This is a genomic window from Actinocatenispora sera, assembly GCF_018324685.1.
GTDB classification, from domain to species: domain Bacteria; phylum Actinomycetota; class Actinomycetes; order Mycobacteriales; family Micromonosporaceae; genus Actinocatenispora; species Actinocatenispora sera.
Genome location: NZ_AP023354.1, coordinates 103,237 through 119,216, shown reverse-complemented (window position 1 = coordinate 119,216; position 15,980 = coordinate 103,237). Strand labels below are relative to the sequence as shown.

Sequence of the window (15,980 nt, the reverse complement as noted above, 5' to 3'; positions counted from 1 at the left end):
CGACGGTGGGGCTCGCGGACGATCCGTTCTCGTACCAGGTGACCAAGTCCGGTGAGGTGCGGATCAGCCGCGGTGGCCGCGTCGTCGTGACGCTGCGCGGGGCGCAGGCGGACCGGGTGGTCGCCCGCCTCGGTGCGGGCGACGAGGCCGACCAGCAGCTGCTCGCCCGCGTCACCGGCAACTACCGGCGCGGCACCGAACGCCGCCGCTGAGCGCGGCGGGGCGCCGGGACCGCGCCATCGTGTGCCGTGCCTCAAAGGCTTGCGCGCCGAGCACGTCTCGGTATTATCAATGCATGCACATGCAGGTACGTGGTTCGAGTGGGGCCGCCGCCCCGGTCAGTTCGGCCTGGGCCGCGGTCGCCGCGTTCGCGTCGGCGGTCGATGCCGAACTCGATCGGTGGCTCGCGGACCGGTACCGGATCGGGCTGACCGACTGCCGCGCGCTCGCGGCGCTGAGCCGCTCGGCGGACAAGGAGTTGCGGGTCAGCGAGCTTGCCCAGCAGGTGGGGCTGACCCAGAGCTCGGCGACCCGCCTGGTGAGCCGGTTGGAAGCCAAGAAGCTGGTGCGTCGAGACGTCTGCACCGACGACGGCCGCGGGGTGTACGCGGTCCTCACCGCGCAGGGCGAGGCGCTGCTCGGCGACCTGCGCACGCCGTACGAGGAGCGGGTCCGGGACCTGCTGTCCGCGGCGGGCGCGCGGTTCCCCGAACTGGATCTGCCGCGCCTCGCGGGCGCTCTCGGCACGGTGGGCGCGCTGCTGGCCGACTGACCCGGCGCGCCCGGTGCACGCGGAGGCGGGCAGTGGGTGCCTCGGCAGGGGCAAATACATGCATGTACAGGCATTGAAATGCTCGCGGTACACACGACAACATCCGATCGAAGGGCACCCGTCATGAGTTGGCTCTACCTCGGCCTCGCCGTCGTCTTCGAGGTGGCCGTCGGCCTCCTCGCCAGCAAGGCGCAGGGGTTCACCCGGCTGTGGTGGACACTCGGCACGCTCGCCAGCGGTGCCGCCGGCACCGTCCTGCTCAGCCGCGCCCTGCTCACGTTCGACGTCGGCGTCGGCTACGCGATCTGGACGAGCATCTCCGGCATCGGGATCGTCCTGATCGGCGCGCTGTTCCTCGGCCAGCGGCTGCACTGGCGCAGGGCTCTCGGCATCGCGATCATCATCGGCGGCGTCGCCGGCCTGCAGCTCAGCGGCGCGGCGTGAGCCGGCCGGACCCGGCACCCACCAGCAGCGAAGGGATCCACCTCATGCGCACCACGAAGCAGGCCGGCCCCTGGGCGATGCTCCTGCTCGCCGGGGGCTTCGAGATCGGTTACGCGCTCAGCGTCGGTGGCAGCAACGGCTTCACCGTCCTCGGTTGGTCGGTCTCGGCGGCAGTGTTCTTCCTGCTGACCCTGTTCGCGCTGAGCGTCGCGCTGCGGCGCATCGACGTCGGGATCGGGTACGCGGTCTGGGCCGGCATCGGTGCGGTCGGGGCGGCGCTGCTCGGCCCTGTCCTGTTCGACGAGCACCTCACCCCGCTGCGCGCGTTCTGGCTCGCCGTCGTGATCGCCGGTGTCGTCTGGCTCAAGCTCGCCGACGGCGTGCCGGGCCGGCGTGCCCGCGCCGCCAGGGCGAACGACGCGGGCCCGGCCGCCGGCCACGAGCGTCGCCGCTGACGGCATCGAGGGCGTCTCGACGGCTCGGGACCGCCGTCGGCGGGTCAGGCCGGTCGGCCGGTACCCCAGTAGAAGGGTCCGCCGGGCGCCTGGGTGACGGTGACCGACCAGCCGCAGGCGGCCAGGCGTCGTGCCAGGTCGGCGGGCTGGTGCGGGACCTTGACGATCCGATGGGTACTGCCGTCGGTGAGGCGGCGTTGGATGGTCGTGGAGTCCTCGCCCTCGATCAGTTCGTCGGCGGTGCGGTACCCGTCATCCACGAAGAACACCCGCCCGTCCGGGGCGAGGCAGTCCGCGACGATCGCCCAGAACGACGCGAACCGCTCCAGCGGGACGTGGGAGAGGAAGAAGCCGAAGAACACCGCGTCGTAGCGGCGGTCCGGCCGCCAGTCGAAGATGTTCGCCCGGACGAACCGGACCCGGTCGCCGTCCACATCGCGCGCGGCGAGCGCCAGCATCTCCGGTGACGCGTCCACCGCGGTGACGTGGTCCGCGTGGCGTACCAATTGCCGGGTCCACAGGCCCGGGCCGCAGGCCAGTTCCAGCACCTCGCCGGTGGGGTGGAACGCGTCGAGGGCAGCGGACAGCTCGTCCCCGCCACCGTACGGGAGCGCGTGGTCCTGGTACTCCGGGGCAGCCACCCGGTAGTAGGCGATCTGCTCGTCGAGCAGCTGGTCGAGATCGGTCGCTTCTTCTGCCGTCACCCCCGGATCGTCGCCCGCACCGAGCCGCCCCGCAACCGCGGAATTCGGCTTGCCGGCTCGCGGCCGGGCCGCGAGGATGCTCCCGATGATGGATCAGGCCGCGCTGCTTCGCGCGTACGACGACCAGCTGCGTACCGACGCCGAGGCGCACGGCGCGGTCTCGGTGACCCGCCTCGGGCCGTTGTGGCTGATGACGTTCGCCGGCGGGCAGGGCTTCGTGAGCTACCGCGACCTGGATGGCGCGAACGTCGAGCGACTGGTACCCGAGGCGCTCGAGCGTTACCGCGCCGATCCGGCGATCGGGCAGGTGGAGTGGAAGACCCGCGGCCACGACCGGGCCCCGGGGCTGCACGCGACGCTGGTGGCCAACGGGTTCGTCCCGGAGGAGCGCGAGTCGATCATGCTCGGCGACGCGGCCGCGCTCGCCGTCGAGGTACCGCTGCCGGCGGGCGTGACGCTGCGCCGCGTCACCGCGGAGCCCGACGTCCGCGCCCTGTGCGCGATGCAGGACGAGGCGTTCGGTACGCCGTCCGCTTTCCACGGTGCGGCGGCGCTGCTGCGACAGCTGGCGGACGGCGACGGGCTGGAGCTGTGGGCCGCCGAGGCCGCGGGCCGGATCGTCAGCGCCGGCCGGCTCGAGCCGGTGCCGGGCACCGACTTCGCCGGGATCTGGGGTGGCGCAACGCTTCCCGAGTGGCGTCACCGCGGCATCTACCGCGCGCTGACCGCCGTCCGGGCGCGGTCCGCGCTCGCCGCCGGCAAGACGCTGTTGCACAGCGACTCGACCGAGTACTCCCGCCCGATCCTGGAACGCGCCGGCCTCGTCAAGGTCTCGACCACCACGCCCTACGTCTGGAAGCGTTGAGCCGAGTCGGTGCGCGGCGACGGTGTCGGGCGGGTGCTCATGCGCGGTGCCGAGTCCTGGGCCGCCGATCACGACGCCGCCTACGTCGCGCTCGCGACCAGCCGCGCCGACGACTTCTACGCCGCCCTCGGCTACACGCCCTCTGCCACCTTCTTTCGTCAGGACTGCCGAACAGCCACCGCCCGTCCCGGGGCCAGGTTCGCTGAACGCCGCCGCCCCGGCCGAGCTGCCAGGGCGGTCGTCAGAGGTCATGGAGGTAGAGGTCGTAGCTGATGGGATTGCCGGCGGGGTCCCGGGCGGGGTAGCGGCGGCAGCGCCGGAAGCCGCACCTCTCCGCGACGCGTACCGAGGCGGTGTTGGCCGGCTCGACCCGGATCGCCGCCGTCTCACCGATGGCGTTGTCGGTGATGTACGAGCAGATCAGGCCGACGGCAGCGACGGCGACGCCGTGCCCGCGCGCCCACGGGTGCACGCAGTAGGACAGGTTGACCGGAGCCTCGCCCGGTTGCAGGCCGTCCCGGTTGTCCGGGTCGCAGTCGACGTAGCCGGCCAGCCGGTCGTCCCACCAGACCCCGAAGCCGCGCTTGCCGCGCCCGGCCTCGGCGTTCGCGGCGAGCCGATCGAAGTGCGCCCGGGTACCGGCGAGCGTGCCGTAACCGCCGGTCAGCCAGCGCACCGTCTGCTCGTCCTCGCCGGCACACTGGGCGGCGGCGTCCTCGTGTCGCAGTGGCCGCAGTTCGATCGCCATACCGCTGTCTAGCACCGCGCCGCTGCCCCGTCGATCCGTTTCGTGCCGGCACCGTCCACCCGGTGCCGCCCGCACGCCGATCCGTTGCCGTGTCGGGGATCCGCGGCGATCGGACACCGCGGTTGTCGGGCTCGTTCAGGCGGCCAGGGCGAGGAGTTGGGCGGTGTGCCGGGGGAGGTGGTCGGTGGCGAGGCCGGTGACGATGTCCCGCATCGGTACCGGCTGGTCGACCAGCACCGTGTCGCCGGAGACGAGCAGCGTCGGTACCGGAGTGTCCAGCTCGACCGGCCGCAGCACGTGCCCGGCGAGCGTGCAGAGCGCGTCGCCCTGGCGCCGGATCCGGTCCCGCAGGCCGGCGTTGCCGCCGGCCCGGTCGATGGTGCGCCGCAGCGTCGAGCAGTCCTGCGAGACGCGGTTGTCGTAGCTGGCGAGACTGCCCGCCGCGATCGCGTACCCGAGGGCGAGCGTGGCGGCGTCGACGAGCGCGAGGTGCGCGAGGATCTCGTCGGCGTCCCACTCGCCGGGCGGCGGCGCGGTCGGTTGCCCGGCCATGGTGGCCGCGGCGTCGAGCAGCGCCTCGTATGCCTGGCGCAGGGCGTCGGTGTCCATCAGTGCGTCCGGTCCTCGGCGGCGGCCATCTCCCACGGCGCCTGCGGCAGCACGTCGCCGGTCTCCAGCAGGGACTTGAGGTTGGCCAGTACCGCGGGCCAGCCCTGCGAGATGCCGCGCAGCTGGCCGGGGCCGGCGAGGTTCTCGTGGGTGACCGTCAGGCGGACGATGTCCTGGTGCGGCTCGATGTGGAAGGTGACGACCGACGGGCCGCCGGGCGTGTCGGCGCCGGGCTCGTCGAACGTGATGGCCAGCCGGGTCGGCGGCTCGGCCTCGAGGACCGTACCGGCGACGTCGACGACGTCCGAGCCGTCCACCCGGCGGTGCTCCCAGGCCGACCCGGGCTGCCAGTCGGAGACGTTGGCGTGGCCCCAGAACCGTGCGGTGGCCTCGGCGTCGGTGAGGGCCCGCCACACCTGGTCGGGGTTGGCCCGGATGTAGGTGACGTACACGTAGGTCGGGATCGGCTGCTCGCTCATGGCGTACTCCTCGGCAGTGGTCTTGATGGCCTGCAGCGCGTCGAGGCGCGGCTGGTCGAACTCGGCGATCCAGCGCTGCTGGATCTCGTGGAGCGGCACCGGGTTGAGGTAGTGCAACCGTTCCCGGCCGCGGCGTACGACGGTGACCAGGTTGGCCCGGCGCAGGATGTCCAGGTGTTGGGTGGCCGACTGGCGGGCCATGCCGAGTGGGGTGCACAGCTCGCCGAGGGTCTGCCCGTTGCGCTCGCGAAGCCGGTCGAGCAGCAGCCGCCGGGTGCGGTCGGCCAGCGCCTTGAACACGAGGTCCAGTTCGATCGGTGTCTCGCTCACCCCGAAATCATGCAGGTAAATACCTGCCTATGTCAACGCGGCAACGGCCACGTCGTTCGTCCGAGCGACCCGACGGCTCGCGCGGCGGCGGTGGACTCGCCACCCGCCCCGGTCAGAACGCGGTGATGGTGTCCGGGCGGCGCTCTGCCCGGGTCAGCGCGCTGACCAGGGTGGACTGTCCGTGCCGGGCGGCCGCCAGGTCGGCCAGCAGGTGCAGTACCGGGGCGAACGCGGCCGGCTCGAACGCCGGCATCGGGAGATCGACGGAGCGGGCCAGATCGTCGCTGTGTACGACGATCTCCACCAGCCGGGTGAGCAGGAAGTCGGCACGCCGCAGGCTCCAGCCCTGCCAGGGGATCGTGACGACCGCCGCCGCCTCACCGGTGACCAGCAGCGCCTCCGCCGCGGCCAGCGCCGCGGCGCACCGGGCGATCATCGCCGGGTACCCGGCGGCCGCCTGCCGCTCGTCGGTCGTCCGGTCCATCGACTCGTCGTCCAGCGAAGTCGCGGTCACCCAGGCGGCGCGCCGGTAGTGCTCGGCGGCGTCGTCGATCGGCTCGCCGGTACCGGTGAGCGGCAGGATCTCCCGGGTGCGTTCCAGCTGCCGGCCGAGGTGGCAGGCGAGCATCCCGACGCTCATCCGGGCCAGCGCGCTCGGCTCGTCCCACCGGTCCCGTACCTCGTCGCGCCCGATCAGCGCCAGCGCCGTACGCCCCGCACCGAGAAACGCCGCATCCAAAGACTCCATGCAGACAACCTATCGACGACCCACCGACGCCGGTACGCGACGGCGTCGGTCCAGCGGTGTGGCCGGGCCGGGCCCAAGCGGTGCGGCCCGGCAGCCGGTGCGGCCGGGCCAAGGCGGTGATGCTCGACCGGGTCAGGTGCGTGCGCTGCCCGGCGCCGTCAGACCCAGGTGGCCGGGTCGGTACCGAGCAGGTGCGGCGGCTGCGCCCAGGTGACGGGACCGCCGGCGAACCGGACAGGGGGCAGCGCGTACCGCAGCCGGGCGATCGGCGCGTCGGCCTCGGCGAGCCACGGTGCCGGGTCGGGGGCCGCCCCGGCGGCGTGCGCGCCACCGGCGCCGTCCGCGCCACCGGCGGCGTGCGCGCCACCGGCGGCGTGCGCGAGCAACCAGTCGGCGGTCTGGGCCAGCGACAGCTCGGCGTGCCAGGTACCGCCGTGCGCGTGCCGGGCCGCCACCGCACGCAGCACCGCCGCGGCGAGCAGGTAGCCGGTGCCGTGGTCGAGCGCCTGCGCCGGCAGCGCACCGGGCCTGTCGCCGGCCGGATCGGCCTCGGCGGCGGCGATTCCGCTGGCGACCTGGACGAGGCTGTCGAAGCCGCGCCGCTGCGCCCATGGCCCCGTCGTGCTCCAGGCGCTGAGCGTCGCGACGACCAGCCCCGGGTACCGCTCGGCGAGGTCGCCGGGCGCCAGGCCGTACCGGGCCAGCGCCCCCGGTCGGTACCCGGTGACGAGCACGTCGGCGTCGGCCAGCAGTGCGTCGAACCGGGCCCGGTCGGCCGGCTGGCCGAGATCGAGCAGCGTGGAGCGCTTGCCGAACCCGGTGTCGAGTTGCTGAGCCGGGATCTCGGTCAGCTGCGGGCTGTCGACCCGCAGCACGTCGGCGCCGAGCAGCGCGAGGGTACGGGTGCCGACCGGGCCGGCGATGACCCGGGTCAGGTCCAGCACGCGCAGCCCGGCGGCCGGGCGCAGCGGATCGCCGGGCGGTGTCTGCAGCTGGCGGGCCGGCGCGTCGGCGAGCCGGCGCAGCGCGAGCAGCGGCAGTTCGGCGACCGCGGCGCCCTGCGGGTGGCGGGCCCACTGCGCCGCGGTACGGGCCGAAACGGCGAGCCCGTCCGCCGCGGTGACCGTCGCGGCGACCTCGTCGGCGTCCCGCTCGGCGAGCGCCGCCCGCAGCAGCGGCGCCGCGGTCTCGTCGTCGAGTTCCGGCGCGATGTCCAGCGCGGTCAGCAGCCGGCGGCGGTGGTGCGGATAGTTCGCGTGGGTGCGCAGCCAGCCGTCCCGGGTGCGCCAGAACCCGGACAGCGGGGCGAAGCCCGACCCGGGCGACTCGCCGTCCAACCGCAGGTGCCGTTCGCTGGTGAACGCGGTGGCGACCGCGGCCCGGTGCACGGTCACCGCCGGCGGCGCCGCCCCGGTGCGGGTGGCCGCCAGTTCGGCGGCGGCGGTGGCCGCGGCAGCCACGGTACCGGCGGCGAGCGCGGTCACCGGCAGCCGTGCCGGCAGCGTCTCCGCCGGTCCCGCCCAGGTCACCGGGGCGGGCGTGGCGGGGTCGCCGCCGGTACCGGAGCGGAAGTCCGCCAGCAGGGTCTCGGCAAGATCGGGTTCTTCGTCGGCCACGGGCTGACCATAGGGGATCGGGCCGGGGGCTCGCGTGGTGCGGCCGCCCGCTGTGAACGGCCGGCCCGGGTCGGAGCGCTACCGATGAGTGCGCCGCCCGCGGCTCGTCGGTACCGGTGAGTGCCAGCGGCCGCGGTCGGCCTTGCTGAGCGGACATCGAGGATCGAAGGGTGAGGATCATGGCTATTCGTCCGATCCAGCCGTGCCTGTGGTTCGACGGGCAGGCCGAGCAGGCGGCGCGGCTGTACACGTCGGTGTTCCCGGACTCGCGGGTCCTGGGTGTCACCCGGGTGCCGGAAGCCGCTCCGGGGGAGACCGGTTCGGTCATGACGGTGGAGTTCGAGCTCAACGGCCAGCGCTTCGTGGCGCTCAACGGCGGCCCGGAGTGCCCGTTCACCGAGGCGGTGTCGTTCCAGGTGCTGTGCGAGACGCAGGACGAGATCGACCGGTACTGGGCGGCGTTGACCGACGGCGGCAAGGAGGGGCCGTGCGGCTGGGCGTACGACCGGTTCGGGCTGGCGTGGCAGATCGTGCCGCAGGTGCTGCCGAAGCTGCTGGAGCACCCCGATCAGACGGTGGCGAACCGGGTGACGGCGGCGTTCATGGGGATGAACAAGCTGGACATCGCCGCGCTGGAGCGCGCCGCCTCGAACGAGGTGTGACGGCCGGCGCGCCTCGCGGGCTTCCGAACGAGGTGTGACGGCCGGGCGCGCCTCGCGGGCTTCCGGCCGGGCACGACGGCGCGGCCCCGCCGGAGGGGCGGGGCCGCGCAACGTCGGTCAGTTGGGGTCGGCGACCGAGCCGCCGGCGTGGCGTCGCCACCGCTGCCAGATTCGGGGCAGCCGCAGCTGCGCGAGCCGCTCCGGCCCGGCCGGCGACGTCGGCCCGGCGATGCTGCGGTACGCGGCCTCGATGCGTGCCGCGAGCGCGATCTGGGCGGTGCTGAGCAGGTGGCCGTCGACCGGATCGAGGTCGATCTCGGTGTGGTCGCCGGCGCGGTGCAGGTCGGGTCGCAGGCGCATGGCGTCCGCCACGACCTTGATGCGTTCGGTCAGTTCCGCGTGTTCGGAATCCGTGATCTCCAGGGTGCGGTGGATACCGCGTCGGTCTCCCTGCCATCCGTCCAGTTGTGCGAGTGCTTCGCGCACGATCTCGTCATTGAGTGTGGACATACGGCCCCTTCGAGGCGTTTCGCCGCCGGCTTGTGACCAGCCGATCGTTCGCCTGCACCGGTTGGTGGCTCGAGTCTGCCGTTATCTTCCCGTGATGTCCACGCCCACTTTTCGGTCAGAACGCTCGAATGAGTGCAGAGTTCCTCGTCGCACCCGAGGAAATCTGGCACTCTTCTGGAACGTGACCAGCACACCGCGGCCGGACCCGGCCGTCCCACTCCCCGCCGTCGACGGTCCACAGATCGTCGTCGGCGCGGCGATCATCCGGCACGGTCGGGTCCTGGCCGCGCAGCGCGCGACGCCGCCCGCGGCGGCCGGCCGGTGGGAGTTTCCCGGCGGCAAGGTCGACCCGGGCGAGACCGAACCGGACGCGCTGGTCCGCGAGTGCGTCGAGGAACTCGGTGTCCGGATCGTCGTCGGCGACCGGCTCGGCGCCGACGTCACGATGGTCAACGGTGCGGTGCTCCGGCTCTACCTGGCCGAACTGCTCGCCGGCGAGCCGCGCGCGCTGGAGCACCTGGAGGTGCGCTGGCTCGCCGCCGACGAGCTCGACTCGGTGCCGTGGCTGCCGGCCGACGCGCCGCTCGCGGCGGCCCTGGCGCCACACCTGACCGGATGAGCGCCGACCCGGCGCCGCTGACGTACCCGGAGGTCGGTGCCACCGCCGGCGGCGCGCTCCCGAGCGGGTACCGGCACGTCCGGCGCACCGAGCGGCTCGGCGCCGGGCCCGAGGTGTACCACGCGGTCGCGGCCGCGATGGCGGACTGGCGGATCCACCGCGACGCGGGCCTGACGGTGCGTACCGAGGCGGACCGGCCGGCGCTGGGCGTCCAGTTCGTCACCGGCATCCGGCTGGGGCCGCTGCGGATCGCGGCGCCCTGCCGGATCGTCTGGTACGTCGAGGAACCCGACCGGTACGGGTTCGGGTTCGGCACCCTTCCCGGCCATCCGGAGCGGGGCGAGGAGTCGTTCCTGGTCGAGTGGACCGGTACCGACGACGTGGTGTTCACCATCGCCGCGTTCAGCCGCCCGGCCGCCTGGTACGCGCGGCTCGGCGCCGCGCCGGCCCGCTGGCTGCAGGACCGGGTCACCGACCGGTACGTCGCCGCCGCCCGTGCCCTCGCCGCCGGCTGATCCCCACCCGCCCGGGGCCGGCCACGAACTGCCGCGGCGCCGGCTCGCACCCCGAGTCGCCGATCGTGGTCCGGTTCGCGGTTCGCGGTTCGAGGCGTGGAGCGGGCGCGGCGGCAGGAGAGCGGCGGGTTCCGTCGCGGGGCGGCTCAGTGGGCGAGCGCGGCGGCCAGCCGGTCGTAGGTCGGGGCCAGGCGGCGCAGCAGGGCGGCGACCGCCGCGTCGTCGCGGGCCACCACCGGGTACTGCAGCGCGCCGACCAGCCGGGCCTGCTCGGTCGCGAGGTCCGCGGCCGCGTCGAGAGCGAGCCCGCGCAGGCAGCGGGCCGCGTCCGCGAGCCGGCGGGCACCGACCCGGATCGCGAAGTACGCCAGGTGGCCGCGCACCGCGTCGGGTAGGCCGGCGGCGGCCCGCTCGGCGAGCGCCTCCAGCCCCGCCGCGTTGGCCAGCGTGCCCGGCGGTACCGGGCGGTCGTCGCGACCGCGCAGCCAGGCGGTGGCGGCCGGCAGCGTGGCGCGCACCGCGTCATCGACGGTGCACGGCCGTGCGGCGGTGAACCCGGACCGCAGCACGTAGGACGTGTCCAGGTAGGGCACCCGGTCCCCGCGCCACGCGGTGAGGAACGCCGCGCGGTCCAGCGTCGCGTACGGGTGGCCGTGCGGGTCGTGCAGCAGCACCCGGTCGTCGTCCGCCTCGAGTACCACGACGTAGTGGTCGATGCCGTCCTCGGTCGGTGTGCCCGGTTGGAAGGACAGCAGGCCCATGTCGAGCGCGCCGGCGATCGCCGGACCGCGCACCAGCGCCCTCCGCAGCCGTTGCCACGCCTGTTCCGCGCTGGCCGTCTCGGGGTCGCCCCCGTTGCTGTACTCGCAGCGCCAGCCGAGCGCGGCGATCGCCGCGTCCAGACCGGTCTCGGGCTCCCAGCCGTACGGGTCGAACAGCGGCATCGTGCCGCCGAGCAGCTCGAAGCCGAACGGGGAGCCGGTGAGTACCTCGATCGTGCCGGTCGGTGGCGCCGCGTCGCCGAGCACCATCGCGAGCGAGTTGGCGTAGCAGTACGGCCCGGAGCCGGTGTAGTTGGTCATGCCCCGAGCACACCAGCTGACACGGTGTCAGGGTCAAGCAGAGTCTCGCCGCAGCAACGAATTCCGGCCGGCGTACCCGTGGCGGGTACGCCGGCCGGAGTCGGTGCGCGGCGGCGTCAGCCGCGGCGGCCCTTGGCCGGATCCTCGGCCATGCCGGGGCGGCGGAAGATCTTGCGGCCGAGCCAGAAGATCGGGTCGTACCGCCGGTCGACGACGCGCTCCTTCATCGGGATGATCGCGTTGTCGGTGATGTGGATGCCCTCCGGGCAGACCTCGGTGCAGCACTTGGTGATGTTGCAGTACCCGATGCCCTGCTCGGCGTGTGCGATCTCCTTGCGGTCCTCGCGCGCGTCCAGCGGGTGCATGTCCAACTCGGCCGCCCGGATGAACAGCCGCGGGCCGGAGAACGCCTGCTTGTTCTCCTCGTGGTCGCGGACCACGTGGCAGGTGTTCTGGCACAGGAAGCACTCGATGCACTTCCGGAACTCCTGCGAGCGCTCCACGTCGACCTGCTGCATCCGGTACTCGCCCGGTGCGACGCCCTCCGGCGGGTCGAACGCCGGCATCTGCTGCGCCTTGCGGTAGTTGAACGACACGTCGGTGACGAGGTCGCGGATCACCGGGAAGGTGCGCAGCGGCGTGACGGTGACCGTCTCGTCGTCGGCGAACGTGTTCATCCGCGTCATGCACATCAGCTTCGGCATGCCGTTGATCTCGGCCGAGCAGGAACCGCACTTGCCGGCCTTGCAGTTCCACCGGACCGCGAGGTCCGGTGCCTGGGTGGCCTGCAGCCGGTGGATGATGTCGAGGACGACCTCGCCCTCGTTCACCTCGACGTCGAAGTCGACCAGGTCGCCGTTCTCGTCGTCGCCCCGCCAGACCCGGAAGTGGCGCTCGGTACCCATTTACTTCTCGCCTCCCTCGGAGTCCGTGTCGTCGGTCCCGGTCGTGTCCGCCCCGGCCGCGTCCTTCGCGCCGGCGGCCGACTTCGCCTCGGCCTTGCCCTTCGCCCCGGCGGCGGGCTTCGCCTCGGCCTTGCCCTTCGTACCAGCGGCGCTCGACTTCGCCTCGGCCTTGCCCTTCGCCCCGGCGGCGCGCTTCGCCTCCGCCTTGCCGTTCGCTCCGGCGGCGGGCTTGGCCTCGGTCGCCGCGTCGGCACCGTCCGAAGTGGACGTTGCCTGGTCGAACGTGGCGAGTTCCGCCTCGGTCAGGTACTTCGCCAGCTCGCCCCGCTCGAACAGTTCCTGCAGCCGCCGCGGCATCTCGGGCAGCGGCTGGCGAGCGACGGTGACCTCGTCCGCGTCGTTCGCGGTGCAGACCAGGTTGACCTGCCGCCACTCCGCCGACATCGTCGGGTAGTCGTCCCGGGTGTGCCCGCCGCGGCTCTCCTGCCGCTCGAGCGCGGCCCGCGCCACGCACTCGCCGACCATCAGCATGTTGCGCAGGTCCAGGCACAGGTGCCAGCCCGGGTTGTACCGGCGGCCGGGCGGTGCGGCGACCGTGTCGATGCGCTTGCGCAGCTCGGCGATGCGCTCCACCGCCTGCTCGAGTTCCGGAGCCTTGCGGATGATGCCGACCAGATCGTTGAGCGTCTGCTGCAGCTCCGCGTGCACCTCGTACGGGCTGGGCCCGCCGGCGCGCTCGAACGGGGCGAGCGCGGTCTGCACCGCGGCGGTGACGTCGTCGTCGGCCACCACCGGCCGGCCGGTCAGCGCATCCACGTAGGACGCCGCGCCGTCGCCGGCCCGCTTGCCGAACACCAGCAGGTCGGACAGCGAGTTGCCGCCCAGCCGGTTGGATCCGTGCATGCCGCCGGAGACCTCGCCGGCCGCGAACAGCCCCGGTACGCTCGCCGCGCCGGTGTCCGGGTCGACCTCGATGCCGCCCATCACGTAGTGGCAGGTCGGCCCGACCTCCATCGGCTCCTTCGTGATGTCGACGTCGGCCAGCTCCTTGAACTGGTGGTACATCGAGGGCAGCCGCTTGTGGATGAACTCGGCCGAGCGGCGCGACGCGATGTCCAGGAACACGCCGCCGCGGGGCGATCCGCGGCCCGCCTTCACCTCGGAGTTGATCGCGCGGGCCACCTCGTCACGGGGCAGCAGCTCGGGCGGGCGCCGGTTGTTGTCCGGATCGGTGTACCACCGGTCGCCCTCCTCCTCGGTCTGCGCGTACTGCTCGCGGAACACGTCCGGCACGTAGTCGAACATGAACCGCTTGCCGTCGGCGTTGCGCAGCACGCCGCCGTCACCGCGGACCGACTCGGTGACGAGGATGCCCTTCACCGACGGCGGCCAGACCATCCCGGTCGGGTGGAACTGCACGAACTCCATGTTCAGCAGCTTGGCGCCGGAGCGCAGGGCGAGCGCGTGCCCGTCCCCGGTGTACTCCCAGGAGTTGCTGGTGACCTTGAACGACTTGCCGATGCCGCCGGTGGCCAGCACGATGGCCGGCGCCTCGAACAGCAGGAAGTCGCCCGACTCGCGGTAGTAGCCGAAGCAGCCGGAGACCTTCCCGTCGGTACCGAAGATCTCGGTGACGGTGGTCTCGGCGAACACCTTGATGTTCGCCTCGTAGTCGCCGCTCGCCGCGTAGTCCTCCTGCTGCAGCGACACGATCTTCTGCTGCAGGGTACGGATCAGCTCCAGGCCGGTGCGGTCACCGACGTGGGCGAGCCGCGGGTACTCGTGGCCGCCGAAGTTGCGCTGCGAGATCTTGCCCTCGGGCGTGCGGTCGAACAGCGCGCCGTAGGTCTCCAGCTCCCAGATGCGGTCCGGGGCCTCCTTGGCGTGCAGTTCGGCCATCCGCCAGTGGTTCATGAACTTGCCGCCGCGCATGGTGTCGCGGAAGTGCACCTGCCAGTTGTCGTTCGGGTTGACGTTGCCCATCGCGGCGGCGGCGCCGCCCTCGGCCATGACGGTGTGCGCCTTGCCGAACAGCGACTTGCAGATGATCGCCGTCCGCTTGCCGGCGAGCCGCGCCTCGATCGCGGCGCGCAGTCCCGCCCCACCGGCCCCGATGACGACGACGTCGTAGGAGTGGCGTTCGATGTCGGTCATGATGTTTCTCAGCCGCCTTGAGTGACTAGTGAACGAAGCGCAGGTCGGTCAGGGTGCCGGAGGCGACCAGCCCGATGTAGGCGTCGGTCAGCATGAGCGTTCCGAGCGTGATCCAGGCCCACATCATGTGCCGCGCGTTGAGCACCGAGATCCACATCCACAGCTTGTGCCGGATCGGGTGCCGGGAGAAGTGGTTGAGCCGACCCGCGGTGATGTTCCGGCAGGAGTGGCAGGACAGCGTGTAGATCCACAGACAGACCACGTTGCCGACCAGGATGATGTTGCCCAGCCCGAAGCCGAATCCGCCGCCCTTGCCGTGGAAGGCGAGCACCGCGTCGTACGAGTTGATCAGCGAGATCAGGATCGCGATGTAGAAGAAGTAGCGGTGGAAGTTCTGCACGATCAGCGGGAACTTCGTCTCCCCCGAGTACTTCTTGTGCGGCTCGGACACCGCGCACGCCGGCGGTGACTGCCAGAACGACCGGTAGTACGCCTTGCGGTAGTAGTAGCAGGTGAGCCGGAAGCAGAGCAGGAACGCCAGGGTGATGATCGCGAACGGGATCACCGGCGGGAACTCCGGCAGCGGGCGACCGAAGTGCGCCGCCTCCGGAATGCACGACTTGCTCAGACACGGTGACGCGAACGGCGTCAGGTAGTGGTAGGCCGGTACCCAGTAGTCCTTCTGGGTCGCCGCGCGGATCACCGCGTAGGTCACCCAGACCACCAACCCGATCACGGTGATCAGCGGTTGGAACCACCACCGGTCGGTCCGCAGCGTGCGGGCCGCGATGTTCGCGCGCCGACCCGGCCCGGACGGTCGAGTCGGCGGGGTTGCGGTCGTCGTCATTGACTCGCTCTCCTGCTCAGCGATGTTGGGCCACCGTTGCGGCGGCCGACTTCGAGGTTCGGACGGAAGGGACTGTCCGTACCTCGTACGCATCCGACAAATGCCCGTCAATGCGTGCATACGCGGCCATACGTTACGCCGCGCGATCATCGGTGTGTGCGCAGGAGTCTCCCGCGTTGACAACTGAATCGGAAGACCCGAGGTAACGATCATGGGATCGGGACGGCCCCGGCGGTTCAGTTGATCATGGGCGGAATCGGCGAGGGACCACGCACAGTGACCGACGCCGGGTACCCGGTCGAGCCCCCGGCGGTACCCCTGGGTACCGTCAGGCCGATGTGCCGAGGAGTTCGTCGATGGTCGCAGCAAGCCGCAGGTCAGCTTCGGTCACTCCGCCCGATGCGTGCGTGACCAGGGTGAACGTGATGGTCGTCCAGCGGATGTCGATGTCCGGATGGTGCCCGGCCGCCTCGGCCGCATCGGCCACCGCGTCGACGGCGCGGATGCCGGAGAGGAAATCCGGTGCGGTGTAGCTACGCGTAATCTCGGTGGTGTCGCCGTGCCAGGCCGGTAGGGCCCGGAGCCCATCGGCGACCTGCTGAGCGGATAGTAGGGTCCCCATGTACGCAACGGTGCGACTCGTGGCGGTCGGAGGCAAGTGGATCGCTGATATCAGAGTCTGGGAATCGGCTGGACAGCCGACCCCGGTGTCGTACCGACGGCCGGTCCCGGCCGGGTGGAACGGGCGAAACTTCGCGTCTGTCCTGCGTCACGGTGTCCCACGGTTACGCGTTCCGGTCACTTGTTACCAACCTGATGCCGCCGGGAATTCAAAACGGGCGCCAACCATAGATAGTTTCGCGTCGAAGTCGGGGCGCAGCAGCATGCTCGGACGGGATCCCCAGCCGCCGGAAGG

Annotated in this window: 18 protein-coding genes and 2 pseudogenes; 8 read left to right on the top strand and 12 right to left on the bottom strand. The window is 72.3% G+C overall.

What is annotated here, in order from left to right:
* The first annotated feature begins 5 nt into the window (after positions 1 to 5).
* The 4 genes from Asera_RS00495 to Asera_RS00480 all read left to right on the top strand — a co-directional run bounded on the left by Asera_RS00495 (position 6) and on the right by Asera_RS00480 (position 1,671).
* On the top strand, positions 6 to 212 hold the full coding sequence (locus tag Asera_RS00495) for a hypothetical protein (protein WP_030444948.1): 207 nt from the start codon (positions 6 to 8) through the stop codon (positions 210 to 212).
* A gap of 83 nt (positions 213 to 295) precedes the next feature.
* A complete protein-coding gene (locus Asera_RS00490) occupies positions 296 to 772 on the top strand; it encodes a MarR family winged helix-turn-helix transcriptional regulator (RefSeq protein ID WP_030444949.1) in 477 nt (158 codons plus the stop codon).
* Between the two features lie 123 nt (positions 773 to 895).
* On the top strand, positions 896 to 1,216 hold the full coding sequence (locus Asera_RS00485; protein WP_030444950.1) for a DMT family transporter: 321 nt from the start codon (positions 896 to 898) through the stop codon (positions 1,214 to 1,216).
* A 44-nt stretch (positions 1,217 to 1,260) separates the two neighbouring features.
* Positions 1,261 to 1,671 carry a DMT family transporter gene (locus tag Asera_RS00480; RefSeq protein ID WP_035295743.1) on the top strand — a complete coding sequence of 137 codons (411 nt, stop codon included), beginning with the start codon at positions 1,261 to 1,263 and terminating at the stop codon, positions 1,669 to 1,671.
* 44 nt (positions 1,672 to 1,715) lie between these two features.
* On the opposite strand, the gene Asera_RS00475 is transcribed toward Asera_RS00480, so the two are convergent.
* Complete coding sequence (locus tag Asera_RS00475; protein WP_030444952.1) at positions 1,716 to 2,375, bottom strand: class I SAM-dependent methyltransferase; 660 nt, start codon at positions 2,373 to 2,375, stop codon at positions 1,716 to 1,718.
* 85 nt (positions 2,376 to 2,460) lie between these two features.
* Between Asera_RS00475 and Asera_RS00470 the strand changes: the two genes are divergently transcribed.
* Positions 2,461 to 3,240: a GNAT family N-acetyltransferase gene (locus tag Asera_RS00470; RefSeq protein ID WP_035295746.1), complete on the top strand. Its 780-nt coding sequence runs from the start codon at positions 2,461 to 2,463 to the stop codon at positions 3,238 to 3,240.
* A 241-nt stretch (positions 3,241 to 3,481) separates the two neighbouring features.
* Here the strand turns inward: Asera_RS00470 and Asera_RS00465 are convergent, their stop codons facing one another.
* The 5 genes from Asera_RS00465 to Asera_RS00445 form a co-directional block, all read right to left on the bottom strand.
* Entirely contained in the window at positions 3,482 to 3,988 is a 507-nt protein-coding gene (locus tag Asera_RS00465) for a GNAT family N-acetyltransferase (protein ID WP_051801888.1), read from the bottom strand.
* A 135-nt stretch (positions 3,989 to 4,123) separates the two neighbouring features.
* Complete coding sequence (locus Asera_RS00460) at positions 4,124 to 4,597, bottom strand: hypothetical protein (RefSeq protein WP_084130992.1); 474 nt, start codon at positions 4,595 to 4,597, stop codon at positions 4,124 to 4,126.
* Complete coding sequence (locus Asera_RS00455) at positions 4,597 to 5,406, bottom strand: ArsR/SmtB family transcription factor (RefSeq protein WP_244843677.1); 810 nt, start codon at positions 5,404 to 5,406, stop codon at positions 4,597 to 4,599. The genes Asera_RS00460 and Asera_RS00455 overlap by 1 nt, the downstream gene beginning before the upstream one ends.
* A gap of 112 nt (positions 5,407 to 5,518) precedes the next feature.
* Entirely contained in the window at positions 5,519 to 6,154 is a 636-nt protein-coding gene (locus Asera_RS00450; protein ID WP_030444957.1) for a maleylpyruvate isomerase N-terminal domain-containing protein, read from the bottom strand.
* 158 nt (positions 6,155 to 6,312) lie between these two features.
* Positions 6,313 to 7,770, bottom strand: a complete 1,458-nt coding sequence (locus Asera_RS00445) for a CoA transferase (protein WP_051801889.1) — start codon at positions 7,768 to 7,770, stop codon at positions 6,313 to 6,315.
* 179 nt (positions 7,771 to 7,949) lie between these two features.
* Between Asera_RS00445 and Asera_RS00440 the strand changes: the two genes are divergently transcribed.
* Entirely contained in the window at positions 7,950 to 8,432 is a 483-nt protein-coding gene (locus Asera_RS00440; protein ID WP_030444959.1) for a VOC family protein, read from the top strand.
* A gap of 219 nt (positions 8,433 to 8,651) precedes the next feature.
* On the opposite strand, the pseudogene Asera_RS00435 reads toward Asera_RS00440, so the two are convergent.
* Positions 8,652 to 8,942: pseudogene (locus Asera_RS00435) on the bottom strand (4a-hydroxytetrahydrobiopterin dehydratase); the annotation flags it as partial.
* A gap of 241 nt (positions 8,943 to 9,183) precedes the next feature.
* Here Asera_RS00435 and Asera_RS00430 point away from each other — a divergent pair.
* Positions 9,184 to 9,561: a (deoxy)nucleoside triphosphate pyrophosphohydrolase gene (locus Asera_RS00430; protein WP_030444961.1), complete on the top strand. Its 378-nt coding sequence runs from the start codon at positions 9,184 to 9,186 to the stop codon at positions 9,559 to 9,561.
* Entirely contained in the window at positions 9,558 to 10,076 is a 519-nt protein-coding gene (locus Asera_RS00425; protein ID WP_030444962.1) for a DUF1990 domain-containing protein, read from the top strand. Before Asera_RS00430 ends, Asera_RS00425 begins: the two co-directional genes overlap by 4 nt.
* A 146-nt stretch (positions 10,077 to 10,222) precedes the next feature.
* Here the strand turns inward: Asera_RS00425 and Asera_RS00420 are convergent, their stop codons facing one another.
* The 5 genes and pseudogenes from Asera_RS00420 to Asera_RS00400 all read right to left on the bottom strand — a co-directional run bounded on the left by Asera_RS00420 (position 10,223) and on the right by Asera_RS00400 (position 15,686).
* Positions 10,223 to 11,158, bottom strand: coding sequence for a cysteine peptidase family C39 domain-containing protein (locus Asera_RS00420; protein WP_030444963.1), 936 nt, complete (start codon positions 11,156 to 11,158; stop codon positions 10,223 to 10,225).
* Positions 11,159 to 11,286: 128 nt separating this feature from the next.
* Positions 11,287 to 12,063 (bottom strand): annotated as a pseudogene (locus Asera_RS00415) (succinate dehydrogenase/fumarate reductase iron-sulfur subunit); the annotation flags it as partial.
* The gene (locus Asera_RS00410; RefSeq protein ID WP_084130995.1) at positions 12,064 to 14,217 is read right to left on the bottom strand and encodes a fumarate reductase/succinate dehydrogenase flavoprotein subunit; all 2,154 of its coding nucleotides are present in this window, start codon (positions 14,215 to 14,217) and stop codon (positions 12,064 to 12,066) included. It abuts the pseudogene before it with no gap.
* Between the two features lie 25 nt (positions 14,218 to 14,242).
* Entirely contained in the window at positions 14,243 to 15,064 is an 822-nt protein-coding gene (locus tag Asera_RS00405; RefSeq protein ID WP_030444966.1) for a hypothetical protein, read from the bottom strand.
* 328 nt (positions 15,065 to 15,392) lie between these two features.
* Positions 15,393 to 15,686: a 4a-hydroxytetrahydrobiopterin dehydratase gene (locus Asera_RS00400; RefSeq protein ID WP_030444967.1), complete on the bottom strand. Its 294-nt coding sequence runs from the start codon at positions 15,684 to 15,686 to the stop codon at positions 15,393 to 15,395.
* Between the last annotated feature and the right edge of the window lie 294 nt (positions 15,687 to 15,980).